Annotated in this window: 20 protein-coding genes; 10 read left to right on the top strand and 10 right to left on the bottom strand. The window is 36.1% G+C overall.

What is annotated here, in order from left to right; translation table 11 throughout:
- Window positions 1-143: 143 nt before the first annotated feature.
- Window positions 144-902, bottom strand: coding sequence for a Uma2 family endonuclease (locus tag FFR48_RS13720; protein ID WP_096566593.1), 759 nt, complete (start codon window positions 900-902; stop codon window positions 144-146).
- 97 nt (window positions 903-999) lie between these two features.
- Window positions 1,000-1,638 carry a Uma2 family endonuclease gene (locus FFR48_RS13715; RefSeq protein ID WP_137667740.1) on the bottom strand — a complete coding sequence of 213 codons (639 nt, stop codon included), beginning with the start codon at window positions 1,636-1,638 and terminating at the stop codon, window positions 1,000-1,002.
- A 409-nt stretch (window positions 1,639-2,047) separates the two neighbouring features.
- Between FFR48_RS13715 and FFR48_RS13710 the strand changes: the two genes are divergently transcribed.
- Window positions 2,048-2,470: a hypothetical protein gene (locus tag FFR48_RS13710; protein ID WP_137667739.1), complete on the top strand. Its 423-nt coding sequence runs from the start codon at window positions 2,048-2,050 to the stop codon at window positions 2,468-2,470.
- Window positions 2,471-2,544: 74 nt separating this feature from the next.
- On the opposite strand, the gene FFR48_RS13705 is transcribed toward FFR48_RS13710, so the two are convergent.
- Complete coding sequence (locus FFR48_RS13705; protein WP_137667738.1) at window positions 2,545-3,480, bottom strand: 1-aminocyclopropane-1-carboxylate deaminase/D-cysteine desulfhydrase; 936 nt, start codon at window positions 3,478-3,480, stop codon at window positions 2,545-2,547.
- Between the two features lie 69 nt (window positions 3,481-3,549).
- Between FFR48_RS13705 and FFR48_RS13700 the strand changes: the two genes are divergently transcribed.
- Entirely contained in the window at window positions 3,550-4,113 is a 564-nt protein-coding gene (locus FFR48_RS13700) for a pyridoxamine 5'-phosphate oxidase family protein (protein ID WP_137667741.1), read from the top strand.
- 49 nt (window positions 4,114-4,162) lie between these two features.
- Here FFR48_RS13700 and FFR48_RS13695 read toward each other — a convergent pair whose 3' ends face one another.
- Complete coding sequence (locus FFR48_RS13695; protein WP_096572607.1) at window positions 4,163-4,642, bottom strand: DUF1499 domain-containing protein; 480 nt, start codon at window positions 4,640-4,642, stop codon at window positions 4,163-4,165.
- 523 nt (window positions 4,643-5,165) lie between these two features.
- On the opposite strand from FFR48_RS13695, the gene rnhA reads away from it, so the two are divergent.
- Window positions 5,166-6,074 carry a ribonuclease HI gene (gene rnhA, locus FFR48_RS13690; protein ID WP_137667737.1) on the top strand — a complete coding sequence of 303 codons (909 nt, stop codon included), beginning with the start codon at window positions 5,166-5,168 and terminating at the stop codon, window positions 6,072-6,074.
- A gap of 80 nt (window positions 6,075-6,154) precedes the next feature.
- Here rnhA and cruG read toward each other — a convergent pair whose 3' ends face one another.
- Together cruG and cruF are read right to left on the bottom strand one after the other, a co-directional pair.
- Window positions 6,155-7,324 carry a 2'-O-glycosyltransferase CruG gene (gene cruG / locus FFR48_RS13685; RefSeq protein WP_137667736.1) on the bottom strand — a complete coding sequence of 390 codons (1,170 nt, stop codon included), beginning with the start codon at window positions 7,322-7,324 and terminating at the stop codon, window positions 6,155-6,157.
- A gap of 151 nt (window positions 7,325-7,475) precedes the next feature.
- Window positions 7,476-8,384 (bottom strand): gamma-carotene 1'-hydroxylase CruF, encoded by a 909-nt coding sequence (gene cruF / locus FFR48_RS13680; protein WP_096566581.1) that lies wholly within the window; start codon window positions 8,382-8,384, stop codon window positions 7,476-7,478.
- A gap of 253 nt (window positions 8,385-8,637) precedes the next feature.
- On the opposite strand from cruF, the gene FFR48_RS13675 reads away from it, so the two are divergent.
- Entirely contained in the window at window positions 8,638-9,063 is a 426-nt protein-coding gene (locus tag FFR48_RS13675) for a hypothetical protein (RefSeq protein WP_137667735.1), read from the top strand.
- Between the two features lie 61 nt (window positions 9,064-9,124).
- Here the strand turns inward: FFR48_RS13675 and rpmA are convergent, their stop codons facing one another.
- A complete protein-coding gene (gene rpmA / locus FFR48_RS13670) occupies window positions 9,125-9,403 on the bottom strand; it encodes a 50S ribosomal protein L27 (protein WP_096566577.1) in 279 nt (92 codons plus the stop codon).
- A 37-nt stretch (window positions 9,404-9,440) separates the two neighbouring features.
- The gene (rplU, locus tag FFR48_RS13665) at window positions 9,441-9,848 is read right to left on the bottom strand and encodes a 50S ribosomal protein L21 (protein WP_096566575.1); all 408 of its coding nucleotides are present in this window, start codon (window positions 9,846-9,848) and stop codon (window positions 9,441-9,443) included.
- Window positions 9,849-10,233: 385 nt separating this feature from the next.
- Here rplU and FFR48_RS13660 point away from each other — a divergent pair, with 385 nt between their 5' ends.
- The 5 genes from FFR48_RS13660 (at window position 10,234) to FFR48_RS13640 (ending at window position 17,021) form a co-directional block, all read left to right on the top strand.
- On the top strand, window positions 10,234-11,325 hold the full coding sequence (locus FFR48_RS13660) for a nucleotidyltransferase domain-containing protein (RefSeq protein WP_137667734.1): 1,092 nt from the start codon (window positions 10,234-10,236) through the stop codon (window positions 11,323-11,325).
- Window positions 11,326-11,512: 187 nt separating this feature from the next.
- The gene (locus FFR48_RS13655; protein WP_137667733.1) at window positions 11,513-12,781 is read left to right on the top strand and encodes a proton extrusion protein PcxA; all 1,269 of its coding nucleotides are present in this window, start codon (window positions 11,513-11,515) and stop codon (window positions 12,779-12,781) included.
- Window positions 12,782-13,070: 289 nt separating this feature from the next.
- Window positions 13,071-14,270, top strand: a complete 1,200-nt coding sequence (locus FFR48_RS13650; RefSeq protein ID WP_137667732.1) for a hypothetical protein — start codon at window positions 13,071-13,073, stop codon at window positions 14,268-14,270.
- Between the two features lie 336 nt (window positions 14,271-14,606).
- Window positions 14,607-15,332 (top strand): TVP38/TMEM64 family protein, encoded by a 726-nt coding sequence (locus FFR48_RS13645; RefSeq protein WP_137667731.1) that lies wholly within the window; start codon window positions 14,607-14,609, stop codon window positions 15,330-15,332.
- A 141-nt stretch (window positions 15,333-15,473) separates the two neighbouring features.
- A complete protein-coding gene (locus FFR48_RS13640; protein ID WP_137667730.1) occupies window positions 15,474-17,021 on the top strand; it encodes a mercuric reductase in 1,548 nt (515 codons plus the stop codon).
- A 157-nt stretch (window positions 17,022-17,178) separates the two neighbouring features.
- Here the strand turns inward: FFR48_RS13640 and FFR48_RS13635 are convergent, their stop codons facing one another.
- The gene (locus FFR48_RS13635; protein ID WP_137667729.1) at window positions 17,179-17,436 is read right to left on the bottom strand and encodes a hypothetical protein; all 258 of its coding nucleotides are present in this window, start codon (window positions 17,434-17,436) and stop codon (window positions 17,179-17,181) included.
- A gap of 869 nt (window positions 17,437-18,305) precedes the next feature.
- On the opposite strand from FFR48_RS13635, the gene FFR48_RS13630 reads away from it, so the two are divergent.
- Window positions 18,306-19,913: a peptide ligase PGM1-related protein gene (locus FFR48_RS13630; RefSeq protein WP_137667728.1), complete on the top strand. Its 1,608-nt coding sequence runs from the start codon at window positions 18,306-18,308 to the stop codon at window positions 19,911-19,913.
- A gap of 75 nt (window positions 19,914-19,988) precedes the next feature.
- Here the strand turns inward: FFR48_RS13630 and FFR48_RS13625 are convergent.
- A partial coding sequence (locus FFR48_RS13625) for a fluoride efflux transporter FluC (RefSeq protein ID WP_201277619.1) occupies window positions 19,989-20,230 on the bottom strand: 242 nt, incomplete at its 5' end.

Genomic DNA, 20,230 nt, shown 5'->3' with positions numbered 1-20,230 from the left:
GAAAAAGTGTGCATTTTTTGGGATTTCAAGAGATGGCAAAGAAATTTTCAAATCTTCTCCTGACTCCTGACTCCTGACTCCTGACTCCTATGCCCTCACGGAAAGACTTTCTCAGCAACCCCTAATTGAGTAGTTATTTACTATTACATAATTTCATCAGGATTAATACCCAATTTACGCAATTTTTCCGCTAATTTTTCGGCTTTTATTTTCGCTGCCTTTGCTTCTTCTGAAGGTTCGGGAATTAATTCCCCATCTAATGTAAACCACCTCAACCAAAGTTTAGGAATACCACGAAATGTTCCTTCCCATAACCCCAAACTTAAACCTATTTCTGGGATATGTAAACGTCCATCAATAAAATTTACAGATTCATAATGACCACCTACTAATTGAAATGCGCGGACTTCGTTGGTATAACGACTAAAAACAATATAATAAGGAATCCTTAATATGCGTTCGTAAACTTCCCATTTTGTAGGGGGTTTATCTGCTTGACTTGCTTTAGTTCCTAAATCTTCTTCTTCTGTTCCCGGTGATAATAATTCAACTACCACAAAAGGGTTAGCTGGTTCTTGCCAAGTGACATAACTTAAACGCAAATCTTGATGATTATATAATTTAGAAACTCCAACTACACCAAACCAATCAGGTCTTTTATACCATAAAGGATGTTGTAGATCATAATAAAGATTGAGATCCGCAGCACTATAAACTAATTCTGGATTCCAGTTTATGGGTTGAAAAGTCAAATATAAAAGTAAGGGTTGTAAAAAATGAAAATCATCTGGCAAACCTTTTTCCTCCTGGTTTTCGCTTGGTAAATCATACATTGTGGGTAAGGTTTCCCTTGGGGGAAGGGGTGGTTCTGTTTGTGGGGGTAAAGGTGGTGAGTAAGTCATTTTATTTTAGATTTTAGATTTTGGATTTTAGATTTTAGATTTTGGCTTCAAAAAACAAATCATGTTTTTCAACAATGATTTTTAAGGTTTTAATGTTTCATTTTTTCCATAATTGTTCTTTCACCCAATTTCTAAAAATGCGTGTTGTCGCTATTTCTCCGATGTTTGAAGTTTCTGCCAAAAATCCAGGAATTTCCTTGATAGTTATAGGTGTAAAAGTGGGACTGATTTCAACTTCTAAATATTCTCCATTGGTGAGAGTATAGATTCTTAATTTACTACCATTATAACGCCAAAATTCAGGAATACCCAAAGCGGCATAAAGTTTTAATTTATCAATTTGGGGTCGGGAATACTCCACTTCTAAAACTAAATCTGGTGGTGGATCAATAGCTAAATCTATTTTATCTTTACTTCTCACTAAATATTCATTTTGAATGTAATAACTACTATCTGGTTCTGCACCACGTTGGATATCATCTCTCGTTAATGTCAAAGAACCAGCGCGTTTAATTTCTAATCCTAATTCTTCACATAAAATTATTACAAAACCTTCTATATTACGGTTAGAATTTTCATGGGGCATTTGGGGAGTCATAATTTCTATATTTCCATGATCATAAGCAAATTTGGTGTTACGGTTACATCCCATTTCTGCCAGCATAGTTTTAAATGTTTGCCAGCTAATGTTTTCTACTAAAGTTCTCGTTTCTGCTGGGGTTGTAGTGGCTATCATAGTTTATTTTATTATGTATATTAATTTTATTATAGCAATCCTCAAGTTTATAGATACCGGACTTCTTGAAGAAGTCCGGTATCTCATACCAATTCACAATGCGAAAATATTTGAAAAAAGCTGCTGACAGTCTAGTTCAAGCAGGAGGTAATTTAGCAAATAGCGAACTACGAGTGTTGTTGCGCCTCCTGCTGCTGGTATTGTAGCTGGTTCACATCAATTTTGTTTCAAAAACTATCACTAAAGATATTGACAAATGTACCCTCTTAAACGAATGAAACAGCCCTGCTTTTTAAGGGGGGTTGGGGGGATCTAAAACCTATATTGTCAGTTTTATTACAAAACTCTATCAAACAGTAGGTTAGGGTGGACTTGATGCAATTAAAAAACCTCAATTTGGTGTCACCTTGTGTCTAATTTAGAACTGTACCAATATCTCCCTAAACTTACTGATGCTGCACTGCAAGAATTTACAGAATGGTGTGTTTTAGAACAGTCTAAAGCCGCAGGATTGGAATTTAAACCTGATCAAAGTAAGTTGCAAAATTTAGCACCAGCAGATTATTTAAAACAGCTAATTGATCAGTTTATGAAATTGAAACCTGATCCTATTCGTGCTGGTTTAGTTGCTGTTATTGCTGGACAACAATCTGATAAACATAATTTGTCTGGTTTAGCAGCTGTTGTTGATTTTGTTTCTCTTTATGTGAAGTATTTAATTCCTAAAGATGGTACTGATCCCACAGAAGCAGAAGCAATTTTAACGAAAGCAGCACAACATCAGTATGATCAACTTACTGAAATTGCTAAAAAACATGGTGTAACTTTATGATTTTCAGATCCCCGACTTCTTCAAGAAGTCGGGGATCTTAGTGGTAAAAAATTTGTTTTAATTAAATATGTTTTTCATATTTTTTTAAGTAATTTTTCTTCGATACCAGAATTTCCTTGTAACCCACCAGTATGTATTAATAGTATTTTACCTGGTGAAAAAAATCCCTTTTTTAATAAATCCATTACACCATAAAACATTTTTCCCGTATATACGTAATCTAGGGGTATGTTATGTTCCTGTTGGAATGTGTGACAAAATTTAATTAACTCTTGGTTAACTTTTGCATAACCTCCGAAATGGTAATTGTATAGCAATTGCCAATGTGCCGGATTATGAACTGGTACAGGTAAACCGGATTGAATATAATCTTGTGTTAAATTTGTAATCTGTGGTGCTAAAAATTCTCCACCTTTTAATATAGGAAATCCGATAATTTTCTGATTTGAATGTAATGATAAAGCAATTCCAGCTAGGGTTGTACCTGTGCCACAGGCGAGACAAATTGTGTCAATGTCAAGATATTTTAGGTTTTCCATGATTTCTGTACAACCACGCACACCATTTAAATTACCACCACCTTCGGGAATGATGAATACTTCACCAAATCGTTGTTTTAATTCTTCCTGTAGTTGGTTTGTGTGCCGTTTTTTGTAAGTTGTGCGATCGCAATATACTAACTCCATGCCTTGTTCTATGGCAAAATTTAAGGTAGGATTCAGCGGTAAAGTTTCTTCTCCACGAATCACCCCAAGAGTACGCAAACCAAAAACCTTACCTGCGGCAGCGGTAGCAAAAATATGGTTAGAATAAGCACCACCAAAAGTAAGAATGGTAGAGTATTTTTTTTCCTGAGCTTCTAATAAATTGTATTTCAGCTTGAACCATTTGTTACCATTAATTTGGGGGTGCATGAGATCAAGACGGAATACATATAACTCAACACTAGCACTATCAGCTATTTGATGATTAATTTTTTCTAGAGGTGGAGATAAAAATATTGACGACATTTCAAACACAAGTTAAGCTTTGTGAGAATGGTAGAAAATAACAAATCTGCAAAAACTATCAAACTGTTTATGGCTAAAGTTTTTGAATCTATCACCGAAGAATTGCAAAAATTTATTGCAAATCAGCAGATGTTTTTTGTTGGGACTGCCCCTTTAAGTCCTACTGGTCATGTTAACATTTCTCCTAAAGGTTTAGACAGCTTTCGTATTCTTTCACCCCATCGGGTTGCTTATTTAGATGTCACAGGTAGCGGTAATGAAACTTCTGCCCATCTGTTAGAAAATGGCAGAATTACATTTATGTTTTGCGCTTTTCAAGAACCACCTTCTATTTTGCGGCTTTATGGACAGGGAAAAACTATATTACCTAATGCTGCTGAATGGGATTATTTGTATTCTTTATTTCCTCCGATTAACGGAACTCGGCAAATAATTGTTGCTGATATTAACAGGGTGCAAACTTCCTGTGGTTTTGCTGTGCCATTTTATGAATATAAAAGACAAAGAGACACTTTAGTTAACTGGGCTATTAAGAAAGGTGAACAGGGAATTAAAGAATATCATCAACAGAAAAATTTTGTCAGTATTGATGGTTTGTTAACTCCCTTGTCTCAGGTTCACAATCAAAGGTAATTTGATGAATAGATGATGCTAGAAAATCAATATTTGATTTCTATTTCAATTAAATGTTTAAATCACGCAAAGCTAAACGAATTTGTTCCATACGTCTGCGGTTGACACCAAGATCCGACTCTCCCACACGAGAAGCTGAACGGATATGAATTACTGGTTCATCATTTGGTAAATAAAACTCTACATCATCAACAAATTTGAAGATGCGACTTTTAGAAATAGCATGAATGTAATTATCTGTTTGTTCTATAACTTCTGTACGTGGTACAACAGTGAGAACTTGGAGTAAGGTTTTTCTTGCTTGATCACGGTCTACATGATAAATAATCGGATCAATGGCGTGTTTAGTATCTGCATTTTGACTGACAACACAGTTATTTGTATTGGGACAAGGACTCAGATAACCTGATGTCACTCCTAAACCAGTTGCCCATGTAACAGCAGGAAGCATGAAACCAATAAATAAGGTTAAGAGTATTGCTAATGTAATACTCTTTATCCTTTGTGGAAATGTGTTTAGATATTGCATGATGATTTTCTTGACTACAGTTAATTGAATCATTGTTTGATATTTGACAATAAATGACAATAAAATATTAATATAAATTGGGAATATTGTTGAAAGTATTTTTGTGGAGTTAGAAAATAGTGAAGAAGGAATAGGGAATAGAGAATAGTTTTAGTTATCTAAAATAAACATATAAAATAAACATAATTAACAGAAATATAGGACTCCTATTTGATTTTTGAACAGAACTCAGTACATGGTTCGGCTTCGCTCACCATAAATACTGACAGCGTTCTTTCCTGTTAAGAGTTCCCTGTTCCCTGCCTCCACGAAAAATTCATGAATCAAATCGGATCACTATAGATGTAAATAACATTATTGAAATCAAAACTGCTTCATTTTGACTAATAATACTATTGGCTGATGACTGATAATTGATGACTGAGGGTGCAACTTTGATGACTTGATTTATAAAACCCTTTTTTGCTAATCTCTGTGTGCAACTCATTATTAATTTTTAATTTTGAATTTTTAATCACTCATCATGTCTACACAACGCATAATTCAAAGCATATATACCGATGGTGCTTGCACTGGCAACCCTGGTCCTGGTGGTTGGGGTGTTGTTGTTTACTTTAATGATGGTTCAGTTTACGAAATGGGGGACGCATCCCGGCATACCACCAATAATAAAATGGAAATGCAAGCGGCGATCGCTGCCCTAGAATTTTTTGCTACATCTGGACAAACCCAACCCATCACCCTGTACACCGATAGCGAATATCTCATTAACAGTGTTACCAAATGGATGCAGGGTTGGAAAAAGAAAGGTTGGAAAAAAGCAGACGGAAACCCAGTCCAAAACCAAGACCTGTTAGAAACCCTGGATAGACTCAACAGCCGACTTGTAAAATGGCAGCACGTGCGCGGACATTCTGGTAACATAGGTAACGAAAGGTGTGATGTGATTGCTCGCTCCTTTGCCAGCGGCAAAATTCCATCTCTTCAACAATTATCCCCGGAAAATCTTGATGCAACCTTAACCAATACAAACAATGTAAATTTCACAAAAGTATCTGATTCTCCAATCAACTCTACACAAATCAAAGAAAACATTTCGGAAAGCAGAACTTTTTTATCAGACACAACCACTATGGAACCATCTACAGCGTCAGCTGCAACCACAAACAACGAAAAACCACCTGAGATGAGGGTTTTACACCTCCGCAACCTAGTTGAAACTTTGCGGGTTGCTGACGAAATTGCCGAAAAAGGCTATTTAATCACCAGTTCCGAACTAGCAGACTTGATGGATGTCCATGCAAGTGCTGTCACCAGTCGGGGAGATCAATGGCGTTGGCGAAATTGGATAGTTTCACGGGTACGACGGGAAGGAAATCAAATTCTTTGGGAACTAGAAAGAGGTGATCAAGTGGTAAATGACAATGAATAAATCATGGTAATGGGTAATGGGTAATGGGTAATTGGTAAAAACTCTTTTCTGTCACCTGTCACCTGTCACCTGTCACCTACTCAATACTTTCTTCCTCGCCATTCCTTGGGTTTGCGGAGTGCAGATAAAAAGATTCTCAGCACAGCGAGGGGATCAGCTAAAGGAGAAAGCCAGAACAACCAACCACCCTGAGCATTTTTACGGTCGTAGGAAGGAGCGATCGCCAATAACAAAGCAAAGCGAATTACCAGTAAAAATATATTCAGTCCCAATAACAGGCGCAGGGGGAGCAGGGGAGGCAGGGGAAGCAGGGGAAGAAAGCCCAGTAAAATCAATATGGGTAAACCCTGTACAGAGGACAATAACCATAAATCACCCCAAATTTGAGCGCGGTTAGAAGCATCCTTTAAATCTAAACTGCGCCCCCACTCCTTCCAAGTTTCCTTTGCTCCCTCATACATCCGCACTTTGAAAACTTTAGCCCCATCCAAAAACCCCACCTTAAAACCAGCCGCCGCAATATTTCGCGCTAAGGTAACATCATCACAAAAAGAACCTTTAGCAGTGCTATAACCATCTACAGCCGCTAAAACCGAGCGCCGACATAAAAAACACTGTCCGTTAGCCATCACCTTTTCCGGTTGTTCAGTGTGAATACCCGCAGGATCAAATCTATATAACAGCGTCATCAACAAAGCCGGTTGTAACCAACATTCACCAGGATACTTGAGAATAAACTGAGGAGACAGGGAAACCAAATCATAACCCTCTGTTTGGGCTGTTTTCACCAAACTAGCGACCAAACCGGGATGAGGTTGAATATCGGCATCCATCCCCAAAAACCACTCACTGTCTGGGGAACTAAACAAAAAGCCGTTATGTAAAGCCCAAGGACGACCCACCCAACCGGGAGGTAAAGGATCATCATTCATGACCCGAAAGCGGGGATCTTTTTGTTGTGTAGCTTTTACCAAGTCGGGAGTACCATCCTGGGATCTGCTATCCACAACAATAACTTCTCGGACTTCATAGCTTTGCCGACTTAACCCAGCTAACAGAGGACTAATACGCAAAGCTTCATTTAAAGTGGGAACAACCACACTCACACTACCCAAAATATCCGGGGTTGGTTGTTGTGGTTGCAAAGGTGGATGTCTTCTGGGACCCTTGAGCAAACGTGACAATAACAGCGCCGTTGCTGGTACTTGGATCAGTAATAGTAGAAGTGAAATAATGCTTTCTGTAATCAAAATATGTATACCAATTAAAAATATAGGAGGCAGGAGGCAGAAGGCAGAAAATATAAAATTTATACTAATTACCAATTACCCATTACCCATTACCAATTACCAAGTTAGTGCTGAGTGTAATTAATTAATTATTGACTCAGCACTATTGAAGTTACTTTAAAGCAACTTTCACATTACCAACAGAAACTTCCTGTTTTGCTGCTTCCACAGCTACGGAAGTGGATGCATCGGATCCTCTTAACCACAGTGCTACAGCAGGTGCAACGCCAAGTAACACACCCAGCAATACAGGGATAGAGAAGCCAGCAGCCAAACTCATCACTGTGGCAAAACCAAAGTTAGCCAAATAAACTACTAAAGGAATATTGAGTTGCGATCGCTCTAATTTAATGGGGTTGTTTCTCCACAACAGCGCCGCTACTGTCATAAACACTGAACCAGTACCCATCCAACCAGCAAAGTTTTGATAAGGCATTCCAAAGAAAGCACCAGGTTGTTGCCAATACCAGAAGGGAAGAGAAGTTTGGCTCATTGCCGGATCAAGTACAAAGTCCCAAGAAGTGAGCAATAAAGCACCGAGAGCGATCGCCCCTAAATGACGTAATAAACTGGGTTTTTTATCTACCTCTAAACCTACACGCGCCAGCAGGTAAGAAACACATCCCACATAAAACCAAGACAAAGGAATAGTAAACGGTACTAAACCCGCAATTTTATAACCCAAACCACTCAAATAGCTGTAGTGACCAAAAGGAAAACCTGTGCTAGTTCCCAATAACTCACTTGTCAAAGAAATGGACACCGAAGGCACTAAAAAACACAAAGCCCTTCCTAAACCCAAATTTCGGTACGCATACAGGAACACACCCACTGCACCTAAAATCATATAGGCAACACCGCCACCAGCCATGCTCCACTGCATGACAGTCTGACCGACCTCAGATAAGCTCAAAATCACTTCGGCATTAGGAATAACCAGTAATATCCCTACCAGTCCAAACACCATGGATACGATATGACCAATCAGGCATACGCGCTCAACAATAACTAGTTGTCTCATGATCAGTCCTTAACCTTCCTAAAATATGACATAAGGATACTCGACTGCTAATAGTTTACAAATGTTTAAGATCATAATTTAACTAATTTTTAAGAAATAATCCGGGAAAATTGAAAGTTCATTTGGTTTCATGCTCAAAAAAGTATAAATACCCAGAAGTCGGGAGATAGGAAAATTCTTTACCTGTTCCCAGTCCCCAGCGATGCACTGAGCTTGTCGAAGTGTCCCCAGTCCCCAGTCCCCAGTCACCTTTATGTCAAACTTGCAAAGAATTCCCTGGTTTTCCTTCACACTATTACTTCTAAGTTATAGTGCGTTAGGCTGGGTGATATCAGAAACCAAACCCACTTTGTTTGTGTGGTTAATAGTTGTATTTGGTATCTTGGTATTACTAGCCAGCTTGACAACTCCCTGGTCTAAAATGGTACAGTATTACAGTATATTGTCCAAATCTAATATCAGGAATTTTGGTATCACCGTTTTAGCAGCTTTTCTATTCTTTTTAATGCTGGCTTGGTTTCGTATATTTCTTGATCTTTTACTTATCCTCTCAGCGACTATCTTAGCCAAGATAGACTTTCAGTCGGCTGGGTTCAAAGAAGGTCTAGGTTTTTGGCTGACATCTATATTTGCACTCTCTGGTTTAGGCGCAGGTGCTTTATTACACAGGTTTATTTGAATTTAGGAGGCAGGAGGCAGGAGTTATTAATTTTTCTCTCCTGTTCCCTGTTCCCTAAGACTTAACTTGCTACCGCTTCAGCAGCGATCGCGGGATAAACGCTGACTTTTTTGCGGCTTTTGCCTTTTCTTTCAAAGGTAACAACGCCATCAACTAAGGCAAATAAAGTATCATCACTGCCAATACCGACATTGTTACCAGGGTGAAACTTAGTACCGCGCTGACGGACAAGAATATTTCCTGCAAGCACAGTTTGACCACCAAAACGCTTTACACCCAGACGTTGAGCATTAGAGTCACGACCGTTGCGTGTACTACCTGTTCCTTTCTTATGAGCCATGATTTCCTCTTCTCTTTAATTTATCTACTTCTGTTTATTATTCAGCAGCAGCTTCTTCAGCAGGTGTGCTATCTACCAGATTAGGAGATTCTGGGGTAGTTGGTGCTTCTGCGTGCGCCAAAACTTCACCATTGAGGTTGATGGAGTTAATCAAAAGTCTGGTAATTTCCTGGCGATGTCCCCGTTTTTTGCGGGTTTTCTTCTTGGGTTTCATTTTATAAACCAGGACTTTACGACCTCTCAAGTGTCGCATTACGGTCCCCTCTACAGTCGCACCTGCTACTCGTGGCTGTCCGATAGAGACTCCTCCCTCGTGCTGCACCAGTAATACTGCGTCTATTGTCACTTTTTCATCTGGTTCGGCACTCAGCAGTTCAATGTCGTAAAAACGACCTGCTTCGACTTTTACTTGTTTGCCACCAGTTTCAATAATTGCGTAGGTCATGAAATTGTCCTTGAAGTTGCCGTACAGGTAGCTGGCTTCCATCTCTTGTAGAGACTTGATTTATAGCTCTTGCCAGCTTTTGCAGTGTGTCTACCTGATCCGAGCAGGAATAAGACAGACAATCTAATATATTATCTTAATCTATGTTATTGTGTCAAGCTTTTAAAAAAATGATCATAAATTTGGCTGAAAAGTTGGACTTGATGACCCATTTGGGCAATGGTTAGATTTTGGCAGATTTTTTTGCCCTATTTTTGCCCTGTGGATATAATACAGTTTAGCGTTTAATAAATCCAAATAAATCCAAAATCCTCGTCAATACTTTTACCTAGAAAATTCATACAATTAGATTTCTACAAATCATTAAACAATGATATCAGGATTTATGCAAAGAATCGAAGTTGAACAAAGAACAATTTTTATTGGTTTAGCAGGTAGTCACGGATATGGTTTAAATCGCCCTGATTCAGATTATGATTATCGGGGTGTATTTATTGCACCTAAACGTTACTATTTAGGGTTTGATAGCATAGAACAAAAAGATAGTGGTTGGGATGAACCAGGAATATTTCCGTTTATAGATAGTAATCAAGATACAGTTATTTATGAATTAAGGAAAGTATTACATTTATTAGCAGGTGCAAATCCTAATGTTTTAGAATTACTATGGTTGCCCACCTATCCTATTTTAACAGATGTGGGACAACATTTAATTAACCATAGAAAAATATTTTTGAGCAAAAAAGTTAAACATACTTATTCTGGTTATGCTTTCGCACAAATCAAAAAAATGGAAACTCATCGCAAATGGTTATTAAATCCACCCGGGAAAAAACCCATCCCCTCGGATTTTGGTATCGAAGATGAAGCACCATTGAGCAAAGATGAACTCAATGCTTTTTTAGAATATCTTTATTTATTAATTCGTGGTAAGATAGAATTTTTAGAAGAATCAGAGCAATTATATAAATTGCTGACAGCAGATATTGATTTTAAAGGAATATTAAAACAATATGCTTTAAATGATGAAACTTTAGCATATACTCAAAATTTAACTCATGGACGTAAAGATTTTATTCGCTTATTGCAAAAAAGTCAAAGTTACCAAATTGCGTTAAGAGAATGGAAAGCTTATATATCCTGGCAGCAAAATAGAAATCCTGCTAGAGCAGAAATGGAAAGAAATTCAGGTTATGATTTAAAACACGGAATGCACTGTATTAGATTACTGCGTAGTGGTTTAGAAATTTTGCAGAGAGGAGAAGTAATTGTAGATAGAAGAATTGCGGGTGATGTTGATGATTTAAAAGCTATTATTAGAGGAGAATATACTTATGAAGAGTTGATGAAAATGGCAGAAGATTTAGTTGCTCAAATGGATATTTTTTATCAACAATCAACTTTACCACATAAACCTGATTTAGAGCAAATTAATGATTTATGTATGGAATTAGTAGAAATGCAGGGATGGGAATAAAGGGAGTATTCAGTGTTCTGTTTTACCTTGTAGGGGCGAAGCATCGGACGGAATATGAACTGGTTTCAGCGATAGGTTATCGCCCGAATGCTTCGCCCTTACGATTAATGAATCGGTATTCTAGCGAAATGCTGACAATTTGAATTAAAATAAAATATAAAATTGTTAAACCTGTAAATAATCAGCAATGAAAGGATCATTTTTTAGTCGTAATACCAGATTAATCAGCCAAAAAATTATAGCATCCTGGCATTCATTTAATCATTGGTTTTTCACAACTCCAGAAAGAGCTATTTTAGAAGCTTATCAAGCTGCTCAAGCTATTCAAAAAATTGAAATTGAGCAATTTGGAGGTAAAAAAATTTCTGCCGAATCAGGTAATTATAGTGCCAACGTGATGGCTTTTTGGCGAGGAGATTTAAATAGAAATTTGACTATTATTAAAGTCAGACTAGCAGAATTTCAATTAGGTTTTACCATTGCTGATACTACTGATTCAAATTTATTAGAAAAACTCAAGTTTATTGATGAAACGATATCTAAGTATAGCAAACAAGATGAAGCAATTACAGAACCGTTAAGCATTAATCTTGAACTTAAAACTGTTACCAATCAGGCAAATTCAGAAGAAACTGAGATTATTAAAGAACCATCTGCAACTCAAAAGAAAGGTATATTTCCCAGATCAATTGGTAGAACATTTAATAAAATTGCCAAGGATTTTACACCAACAGCAGAAGAAGAGTTTGTTAGAAATTATCGAACTTCTAGAACGAGAACAAAGAGGGCAGTGAGATTTTTATTACTGCTGATTATTATACCACTTTTAACGCAACATTTTTCTAAACAATTATTATTAAAACCGATATTACAGTATTTTCAGAGTGAAAATACACCAACAATTTTTTTGAACTCAGAAATGGAGGAAAAAGCACTGAATGAATTAAAGAGTTTTGAGAGAAAATTGCAATTTGAAAGACTACTTCGTCAAGCACCAGAACTTTCACCAGAAAAAATTAAAGCTGAAGTAAAAAACAAAGCTATCGAAATATCAGAAGAGTTTCGCTATCAGAGTAGTAGTGCTATCAGTAATGTATTTGCTGATGTGATATCACTAATTTCTTTTGCGATGGTTATTGCTTTGAGCAAAAAAGATATTGTTTTTATTCAGTCACTTCTAGATAAAATAGTCTACGGTTTAAGTGACAGTGCAAAGGCGTTTTTAATTATTTTAATTACAGATATATTCGTTGGTTTTCACTCTCCACATGGTTGGGAAGTTCTTTTAGAAGGTGTTGCTCAACATTTAGGTTTACCAGCGAGTAGAAATGCCATATTTTTGTTTATTGCTACATTTCCAGTCATATTAAATACTATATTTAAATACTGGATATTCCGTTATTTGAGTCGCTTGTCACCTTCAGCATTAGCAACATTAAAAGAAATGGATGAATAATTTATCAATCATAAGTCAAGATCCCCGACTTCTTTGAGAAGTTGGGTATCTGGATGATCTGTGGATGATCTGAGTTTGGTGATCTTAGTCATTTTATCAAGCTCCCAACAATTTTTCATGAATACATAAAAAGATTTAGTGCATAAACTCCAGTTTTCTGCTAATAATTGAGGTGAATAATTGCTTTGGTTTTGAAAAAAAAGTGATTATTCATACAGTTGAATGTTAATATTCAGCATTAACTCTAGGATAAAAATCAATTTAGAAGTGTAGTTACCGAATTAGGCTTATGAATCTCTTATTCAATCGTAAATTCCAACTTTTATCAGGTATTTTTGCTTTCTTGCTAGTTATTTTCACGCATCAAAATATATATGCACAATCAGAAACTCAGCAACTAATATCACAACAAACAACCACACAAAATCAACCTAATAAACAAGATACATCTATATTTTATTCTGTCATTGATGAATGGCAAAAATATAAATATAGTGTTAATGGTAAACACATTTTAAAACCTGTGAAATTACCAACAGCTAAGGTGAATTTCAATCAAAATGATTTATTAACTGTTCTCACTAATACGAGAAAATATTTTCAAGATTACAAGGAAAACGATCCCAATATTTCTCGGAATGGATTACTATTAAGTCAAGGTGTAACAGTCGAAGACGTGAGCAAAACCTTAGATTTTATGATTACTGTTTTAGAGGAGGATATTAGCAAGAATCGCCCGACTCGGTTACAAGATCCTAATTTTATCAATGCTAATTTTCGTGTGATTAAATGGTCAGCTTATAATCCCGAAAAACCCGGACAAAAACAACTGAGAATTACAAAATATGCTGTTTTTACCCATACTGGTTCTCATACCAAAACAGCTAAATATAATATCCCAATTTATAGCTTAAAAGACGATTTAGCTGGTGATAAATTCTACACCAAATATACAAAACAAGAGGTTTTATCTGGGATTTATGAACCAGGTGGTAAAGAATATGGTAAAGTCGAACCTTTGGCATATCTCACCCGTGAAGGTTTGGAAGAAGCATTAATGCAGGGAACAATTTTGATTAATTTTACAGATGGAACAAAGGCATTTTTTAATGTAGACAGAAACAATGGAATTTCTTATGTTAGAGGATTAAAAGCCACAGCACAAAAGCGTTATTGGTATTTTCGACAAGTTGATGCAATTAAAGGTTATGGATATAAGATTGATGCGAAAATTTCCATTAAACCTGCTGTAACTTTTGCGGGAGATGTGCTAAACATTGGCTTGGGAAGAGTTATTATGATGGAGTATAATCAAGGTGGAAGTAAGCGCCTACAAATGGGGGTAATAGCAGATACAGGCGGCGCATTTTTACCCAATTTACATCAATTAGATTACCTGGCAGGTATTTTTAAAAATCAAACAGAATTTAGGCAGTATATCCGCAAATTACCTGAATATGCTACTGCATATATTCTGGTTAAGAAGTGAAAAAAGTTACCAGCATTTAGTTATAAGTAGTCAAAAAGAGACACAAAAAAATTAAATACAGGACTTACGCAAAAGGGAACGAAAGTAGGGGTAATTCATGAATTACCCCTACGCAAGAATAAGGTTTTTAGTCATATCTTGCGTAAGTCCTAAAATAATTGACAATTGTTAATTGTCCATTATCAATTGATATCGCTATGGCAGTGCTAAAACCCTAAAAAATATATGTAGTTTTTCTTGCTAATTTTTAAGATTTGTTGTATAATTATAACAGTTAATATACTCAAAGCCACTGGCTAATAAATCAAAAAACTGAAATAAACTGAAAGAAATTTTATGTATCAATTTTTAAAACCTGTTGCATTAAATTTGTTAGCACTGACTATTGTTTTGATATTGCAACCAGATGTAGTTTTTGCACAGGAAAATGTGAATATATCTGCTTTCAATCCCCAAGCTATTTTAAAAGATGCTTTACAATGGATTGATAGTCTTGGTACAGTGGGAGCAATAGCTTTTATTGCTATCTATATTATGGCGACTGTTGCTTTTTTACCAGGTTCGATTTTAACTTTAGGTGCGGGTGTTTTATTTGATGTTTTTTGGGGTTCGGTTTATGTATTTATCGGTGCTACTTTAGGTGCAACAGCAGCATTTTTAATAGGACGTTATTTAGCGAGAAATTGGGTGATTAAAAAAATTGCAAATAATAAAAAATTTGCTGCTATTGATAACGCTGTAGGGAGAGAAGGTTTAAAAATAGTGTTGTTAACGCGACTTTCTCCCATATTTCCTTTTAATTTATTAAACTATGCTTTTGGAGTTACTGCTGTTTCTCTTAAAGATTATTTTCTTGGTTGTGTGGGGATGATTCCTGGTACAATTATGTATGTTTATATTGGTTCTTTGGCTGGTAATTTGGCTTTAATTGGAACAGAAAATCAACCTACTAATTCTACTCTCACATGGCTTATTAGAATTGTCGGTTTTATTGCCACTGTTGCTGTCACAATTTATGTTACTAAAATAGCTAAGAAAGCTTTAGAAATAATTGATAATTGACAATTGATAATTTTTTCAAAAATGTTAAATACACAACTGACAAAATTTTCTGAAGGCTATATGTATTGTAAATACAACACCGGATTAAATTAAAACGACAATCACAAGATAATTTATACTACATTTTTAGAGGCAATATTAATGTCTAATTTAGAATTTGAAAGAATCACAGTTTTACCAATGGATGAATATAATCAAAGATTGGTAGCTAATGTACATCCTGAAAATTGGGTAAATCCCCAACCTGCGGAATGTTATGATTTAGTAGTAATTGGTGCGGGTACTGCGGGTCTGGTTGTTGCTGCGGGTGCTGCGGGTTTAGGTTTGGGTTTAAAAGTAGCATTAATTGAAAAACATCTCATGGGTGGAGATTGTTTAAATGTTGGTTGTGTACCATCTAAAGCTTTAATTCGTTCTTCCCGTGTAGTTGGTGAAATTGGCAAAGCTAAAAATTTAGGTGTGAATATTTCCCAAAATTATGATGTTGATTTTGCCACAGTTATGGCTAGATTACGTAAAATTAGAGCAGGTATTAGTCATCATGATTCAGCAGCAAGATTCAAAAATTTAGGAGTAGATGTTTTTTTAGGAAGTGGTAAATTTGCTAGTAATAATACTATAGCAGTTGATGGACAAATTCTGAAGTTTAAAAAAGCGGTAATTGCCACAGGAGCAAGAGCAGTTAAACCAGAAATTAGAGGTATTGAAGAGGCAGGATTTTTAACTAATGAAAATGTATTTTCTCTCATTCAAAAACCAGATAAATTAGCGGTAATTGGTGGCGGTCCTATTGGTTGTGAATTGGCGCAAGCTTTTCGGCGTTTGGGTTGTGAAGTGACGTTATTTCATAAAGGTTCGCATATTTTAAATAAAGAAGATCGGGAAGCAGCGGAAATTTTACAAAAAGTTTTTAGTGATGAAGGAATTAGATTAGTTTTAAATTGTCAGTTAGAAGAAGTGGTGACAGTAACGGAAGGCAAACGGCTGTATTTTTCAGCTAATGGAAATCGAGATTCTGTAACTGTTAATGAAATTTTAGTAGGTGCAGGAAGAGCGCCAAATGTGGAAGGTTTGAATTTAGAAGCGGTGGGTGTAGAGTATGACAAAAAGCATGGTGTCAAGGTAAATGATTATCTACAAACTACCAACCCTAATATTTATGCAGCAGGTGATATATGTATGAATTGGAAATTTACTCATGCGGCGGATGCTGCTGCTAGAATAGTTATTAAAAATACGCTGTTTTCGCCTTTTGGTTTAGGACGTTCTCAACTCAGTAAATTAGTAATACCTTGGGTGACATATACCGATCCAGAAATTGCCCATCTGGGAATGTATGCAGAAGCAGCGGAAAAAATGGGTTTAGAAGTGGCGACAATTAAAATTGATTTTAATCATGTAGATCGAGCAATAACTGATAGTGAAGAATTGGGATTTTTAAAGATTTACCACAAAAAAGGAACTGATGAAATTATCGGTGCAACCATTGTTGCGAGTCATGCAGGAGAAATGATTTCAGAACTTACTACCGCTATTGTTCATAAAATTGGTTTAAGTAAATTAAGCAATGTAATTCATCCTTACCCCACTCAAGCGGAAGCAATTAAAAAAGCAGCAGACGCTTATCGTCGTACACTACTAACACCCAGAACTAAAAGACTTTTGAAATTTTTAACTAAGTTTTCTTGATAGGTAGAAATTTAATCAGGAGCGTCTATTTTTTTCCTGTTATTAAAATTATTCTCACTTCTGACTCCTGTAAGGGCGAAGCATTCGGGCAACAAATTATCAATTTTCTGACCAGGCTATTTTCCGAATGCTTCGCCCCTACGACTTCTAACTTTTTTTAAAGTTCTGATTCTGTTTCAGGAGCAATAATTTCACCAGTACCCATTCTTAAAATCATATCCTGGTCAGTAATCAGTTCATTCAATTCTTTAACTTTTAAATTCATCAGTTCACAAGCTATGCGTAATTCTTCAGCAAATGTTTTAATATCATCAGCATATCCACATTGATAAGCAGCAATTTTCATGCCTTGTTTAGCATTTGCTCTAGCACAATCTACTAATTCTGTACCATGTAATTGTGTTGGCGATACCATAGATTTAGTTATTATTATACAATCTTATCTAGATAGATTATCAATCATGACAGCTTAAATCATCCCTCTAATGGCAGAATAGGGAGAATATAAAGAATATAAAGAATATAGATCCCCGACTTCTTGGAGAAGTTGGGGATCTAGGGATGAGTGATTCAACAATGGACAATTAACAATTACCTCTCCTTCCTTACCTGGAAATGAAAAAAGAGATAATTTTAAAACCGGCAATGAAAAAATTGTCAATTATCAATTATCAATTGTTAATTATCAATTACTAAAAATAAACCTTGGATGGAAATTATCGATCCAAGGTTTACTTTTTGCTTACGCTCCCACTAGTCTTTGGCAATTTCAGACTTTTATACCCCGGATATTTGCAAACTAATATTTGCAAAATGCGCTCATTTATGGCAAATGGGCGCGGATTTTTAAGCTTCCTCCTCACATCACACACGCTCTTAATCCAACCACTGAAAACAAGTACACAACTCTCTGTTGATGCAGGATTTATCCTTGACATCTGCTCTTAATTTAACTATTATCTCCTGGTTGTTTATCGTTCCCAAGAAATAAAGAAAATGTTAATTTTATCAACCCTAAGATGTAGTTATCATTAATTGTCAATTATGGATTTTGCCTGATGATGAATATGGGTGATTTCACAGATTTGATACCTTATCAGTAGATTTAAAAACTCATTGATGACAATATTTAAACTGAAGATAACTCAAATAACCATTTCAAATTATTTACTCAATTAACAAAAAGATACATACACAAGCATCATCTCATGTCTTCCTTGGGATATACCTGAGATAGAAAGACTGAAGAGAGATATATTTTGGTACGAATGTGGGGTATGGGTTATGGTAAAAATGAATATTTCCGAGCTAGAGCAGATTGATAAGTTTCGTAACTTACAATTAACTTTGCGCGATCGCTGGAAAACTAGCGAATTATTTGACAACAGTGAAGCGGATATTTTAATTGTTCCTTCTTTAAGTATCGATCAACGGGAACTGCAAAAAATAGCAGGGTGCGAACATTATGAAGAAAGATTGCTATTTTCTTTAATCCGGTTGCGAAATCCCCGCAATAGGTTAATTTATGTAACATCAATGCCACTACACCCTAGCATTATTGACTACTATTTACAACTACTACCAGGAATACCATTTTCCCATGCTCGTCATCGTTTATTACTACTTTCTACTTATGATTCTTCCCTAAAACCGCTCAGTCAAAAAATCTTAGAACGGCCGCGTTTGATAGAAAGAATTCGTCAAGCTTTGCGGTTAGATAAAGCTTTTATGACTTGTTACAATTCCACATTTTGGGAAGCAGAATTATCACTAAAATTGAATGTTCCTTTGTATGCTGCTGCACCAGATTTACAAATTTGGGGGACAAAAAGCGGGAGTAGAGAAATTTTTCATCAAAGCAATGTACCCCATCCAGATGGTAGTAAATTAGTTTGGAAATATCAAGATTTAGCAACAGCAGCAGCTAATTTATGGGAAAGTCAACCAACATTAAAACGGATGGTTGTGAAACTAAATGAAGGTATTTCTGGAGAAGGAAACGCGCTTTTGGATTTGCGTCCATTGCTAGATGTTGCACCAGGGACAAGTTCCCACAGTGAAAGAGTAGAAAAAATCAGTAATAACTTTACAAATTTGCGCTTTCAAGCTACACAAGAAACTTGGGGTAATTTTTCTCAAAGAATCCCAGAATTAGGCGCAATAGTCGAAGCATTTGTAGAAGGTGAAATCAAATTTTCTCCTAGTGTTCAAGGACGAATCACACCTGATGGAAAAGTAGAAATACTCTCCACCCATGATCAAATTCTCGGCGGACCAGACGGACAAATTTATCTTGGTTGTCGTTTTCCTGCGGATGAAAAGTATCGAGTACAATTACAGACTTTAGGTTTACAAGTAGGTAAAAAACTAGCAGAAAAAGGAGCATTAGAAAGATTTGGTGTTGATTTTGTCGTAGTTGATCAAGGTAATGGTAAATGGGATATTCAAGCAATAGAAATTAACCTCCGCAAAGGTGGAACTACTCACCCTTTTATGACTTTGAAATTATTAACTAACGGACGCTATGACTTGTCCACAGGTTTATTTTATAGTCAACAAGGAAAAGCTAAATATTACGTCGCTACAGACAACTTACAAAAAGATCAATATCGGGGATTATTACCTAATGATTTAATGGATATTATTGCCCATCATAGATTACATTTTGATACGGGTACTGAAACAGGAACAGTATTTCATCTCATGGGTTGTCTGTCTCAATTTGGTAAATTGGGATTAACAAGTATTGGAGATTCTCCCCAACAAGCAGAAGAAATTTATAACAAAGTTGTCAAAGTTCTAGATCAAGAAACCAGTGACGAACATAATAGTTATAACCTGTTTTCCGATTATGCTTTTCCCATTGCTGGGGATACTGCTGGTTATTGTTGAATTGTAAACAGCCAGTATTCGATAGGGGTTTAGCACTGCTAAACCCTTACAGGAATCAGAATTAATTTTTATCAATTACCTAAAAAACCTGGCAATAATTACACCTAACTGCACACTAAAAACTCCCAAAATCGCACTACCAAACCAATAACCAGCAGTAGTTAATAAATTACCACCACGCATTAAAACCAGAGATTCTAAACCATAAGTAGAAAAAGTTGTGTAAGCACCTAAAAAACCAGTAGCTATCATTAAACGTAATTCTGGGGAAATTATCGCTACCTTTTCTACTGCCAAAGTTGTAAAAAATCCCATTC

Source organism: Sphaerospermopsis reniformis, from assembly GCF_005402885.1.
Taxonomy (GTDB): domain Bacteria; phylum Cyanobacteriota; class Cyanobacteriia; order Cyanobacteriales; family Nostocaceae; genus Sphaerospermopsis; species Sphaerospermopsis kisseleviana.
Note: the sequence above shows the minus strand (reverse complement) of the source record. Positions and strands in the feature narration are given on the sequence as shown.